This is a genomic window from Thermosphaera sp., assembly GCF_059755995.1.
Window position 1 is genome coordinate 1 of sequence record NZ_DBOUKL010000014.1, and the last position, 3110, is coordinate 3110.

Sequence of the window (3110 nt, forward strand, 5' to 3'; positions counted from 1 at the left end):
GGTCTAAGGAGTATCAGGAGATTCACAAGGATACAACGCTGAGGCTTGCCAAGTTCCTTGAGGCGGAGAAATCAACGATACTTCTAATTCCTTCGAGCGGGACGGGTTTCATGGAGGCCAGTATTAGAAACGCCGTGTCACCCGGGGGCAAAGTCTTGGTGACCGTGATAGGAGAGTTCGGGAACAGGTATAGGGAAGCGGTTGAGCGGAATGGGAGAAAGCCTGTAGTCCTCGAGAAGCCTTTGGGTAAGCCTGTTCTGCCGGAGGAGTTAGACGACGCGTTGAAGAAGAACCCTGATGTCGAAGCAGTAACGATCACTTACAATGAAACCAGCACGGGCGTGCTCAACCCGTTGAAAGAGTTAGCAAAGGTCGCTAAGGAGCGGGGGAAGATGGTTTTCGTAGACGCTGTATCAGCCATGGGGGCAGCGGACATTAAGGTGGATGCATGGGGTATCGACCTTGTGTTCTCCAGCAGTCAGAAAGCATTCGGTGTTCCACCGGGGCTTGCCATGGCAGCTGTCAGCGAGGCCGTGTTCGAGAAGGCGAAGAACACTCCGGAGAGGGGATTATACTTCGACCTTTTAGAGATCAAGGATGTGCTTTTGAAACAGTGGTCAACACCTACGACTCCGCCTATGCCCCAGATCATTGGATTGAACGTGGTGTTGAGAATCATTGAGAAGATGGGTGGGAAAGAAGCTTGGTTGAAAATGTATGCTGACAGGGCTGAGAAGATTAGGAGAGGCGCGCTCAACCTCGGCCTCAGGCTCTTCGCCGAGCCAGGCTACTACAGTCCAACCATCACCGTGATATACAATCCCCCGGGAATCAAGGGGCCGGTTATATATGAGGAGTTGAGGAAGAGGGGTTTTGAAATAGCTAAGGGTTACGGTAAAGTAAAGGATGACACATTCCGCATAGGGCACATGGGCTACATAACAGACGAGGATATAGACCTCTTGTTCAGGAACCTAGAGGAAGTCTTGAAATCCCTTGGAGTTAAGAAGTAGTTTTTTCAATACTTTTATATTTTCCCTTCCTCATATTGTGAACCCGAGGTGAGAGTGTTGAAGATCCTTGTAGCAAGCCGCATCCATGAGAAGGCAATCCAGCTTCTAAGGGAAAACGGGTTCGAAGTATCAGTTGTTGAGGAACCACCCGAGGAAGAGTTGGCGAGGCTGATAAAAGGCTTCGACGGGCTAATAGTTAGAAGTAAGCCCTTGGTTACGAGGAAGGTAATAGAGTCTGCGGACAGGTTGAAGGTAATTGCGAGGGCAGGCGTGGGGCTGGACAATATCGATGTTGAAGCTGCAAAAGAGAAAGGGATTACACTGATCAACGCGCCCGAGTCCTCGACCCAGAGTGTTGCAGAGCTCGCTGTAGGATTAATGCTTGCTGTTGCGAGGAAAATAGCGTTCAGTGATAGGAAGATGAGGGAGGGGTACTGGGCTAAGAAGGAGGCGATGGGTGTTGAACTCTCAGGCAAAACCCTCGGCGTTATAGGTGCTGGACGCATAGGAAGCGCTGTCGCGAGAATCGCTAAACACGGGTTCGACATGCACATACTCTACCATGATGTCTCCTGCAGGGAGGACTTGAGCAAGGAGCTGGGGGCTGAGTGCGTGAGCATTGAGGAGTTGTTGAAGAGGTCTGACATAGTAACTATTCACGTACCCCTACTGCCCGAGACCAGGCACATGATCAATGAACAGAGGCTGAGATTGATGAAGAAGACAGCCATACTCATAAATACTTCCAGAGGCGCAGTAGTGGACACAGCCGCACTGGTCAAAGCCCTCGGCGAGGGCTGGATAGCCGGGGCCGGGCTGGACGTGTTTGAAGAGGAGCCTCTGCCAAGGGATCACCCGTTGACGAAGCTCGAGAACGTTGTGTTAACACCTCACATCGGGGCTAGCACGAAGGAGGCGCAGGAGAAAGCCGGTATAGAGGTTGCCAGGAAGATAGTGGAGTTCTTCAAGAAGTGACCCGTTATGTCGTTTTTCCAGATCAAGACGAAGCACTTGATCTTGAAGATTACCCTAGAGGAAGTGTCCAAGCTCCATATTCACGAAGAGATAATACCGGAGATGTATGAGAAACTGGTGGAAAAGATCAGGCAGGACGGCTTCTTCAAAGACCCCGTCATAGTTGATGAGAAGACACTGGTAGTGCTTGATGGGATGCACCGGGTTGCGGCTGCGCAGACTCTGAAATTCCCGTACATGCCGGTCTGCCTAATAGATTACGACAACCCCGAGGTCAAGCTCAGGTCCTGGTGTAGAACAGCCTTTAAGAAGTCTAGTAGTCCTAGCGAGGCATTATCGGTTATATCTAGGCTAGGGCTGAGGATGACGAAGGTGGCAAGCATTGACGACGCCTTCGCCCTGTTAAAAGCGAGAAAGCTTGTAGTAGCGGTAACCGATGGCGACAGCGTTTCAGGCGTGGTCTCCCCGGCAAGCGATATTAAGATGATATACGACTGGGTGAAGAAGATAGAGCACGCGCTTAAAAACTCTGGTTTCGACGTTGGGTATGTAACTGAGGAGGAGGCACTTGAAAAAGCGAGAAAAGGAGAGGTAACGGTTTCACTGATAACCCCTACTATAACAAAGGAAGAAGTCCGCAAGGTCGCGTTGAGAGGGGAGGTCTTCGCTCACAAGGCAACCCGTCACATCGTGCCGGCAAGGCCGATGAACGTCAAGGTGCCGTTAAACTGGATTGACGGGTCAATCCCCTTGGAGGAAGCCAGGAGGAGACTGTCCGAGTATCTAGGCAAGAGGCAGATAAAAACACTGCCCCCGGGCACCGTTCTTGATAGAAGGTATGATGAGGAATTATTTGTTTTCGAATAGGAATACTTTTTCCTTAACTCACTTATCTCATTAATCTTTATAAGCACTGTTTTCCAATCAAATCATAATTGGCGGGGCACAACAGCGGGGTAGGGCAGCCTGGTAGCCCGCGGGAGACAGTAGTCGATAGACCTGTCCGCGAAGCTCATAACCCCGAGGTCGGTGGTACAAAGCGGGCGTCAAGCCCGTGGAAATCCACCCCCCGCTATGGATCCCCCGCTTAACACAGGCGACAGCCCCTGCCATTCTTAACAT

General features: G+C 51.0%; 3 protein-coding genes and 1 tRNA gene. All 4 read left to right on the plus strand.

Annotated elements, in window-relative coordinates; translation table 11 throughout:
* Window positions 1-1013: pyridoxal-phosphate-dependent aminotransferase family protein (locus AC3OH0_RS01440; RefSeq protein WP_498344500.1), on the plus strand; the 1013-nt coding region annotated here is incomplete at its 5' end.
* A gap of 57 nt (window positions 1014-1070) precedes the next feature.
* A complete protein-coding gene (locus AC3OH0_RS01445; RefSeq protein WP_498344501.1) occupies window positions 1071-1988 on the plus strand; it encodes a hydroxyacid dehydrogenase in 918 nt (305 codons plus the stop codon).
* Between the two features lie 6 nt (window positions 1989-1994).
* Window positions 1995-2855 carry a ParB N-terminal domain-containing protein gene (locus AC3OH0_RS01450; protein WP_498344502.1) on the plus strand — a complete coding sequence of 287 codons (861 nt, stop codon included), beginning with the start codon at window positions 1995-1997 and terminating at the stop codon, window positions 2853-2855.
* 83 nt (window positions 2856-2938) lie between these two features.
* A tRNA-Met gene (locus AC3OH0_RS01455) sits at window positions 2939-3063 on the plus strand.
* The last annotated feature ends 47 nt before the right edge of the window (window positions 3064-3110 follow it).

What these genes read in the sequence shown, in the direction of transcription:
- AC3OH0_RS01450 (WP_498344502.1), top strand. Translation starts at nt 1,995, where the DNA reads ATGTCGTTTTTCCAGATCAAGACGAAGCACTTGATCTTGAAGATTACC.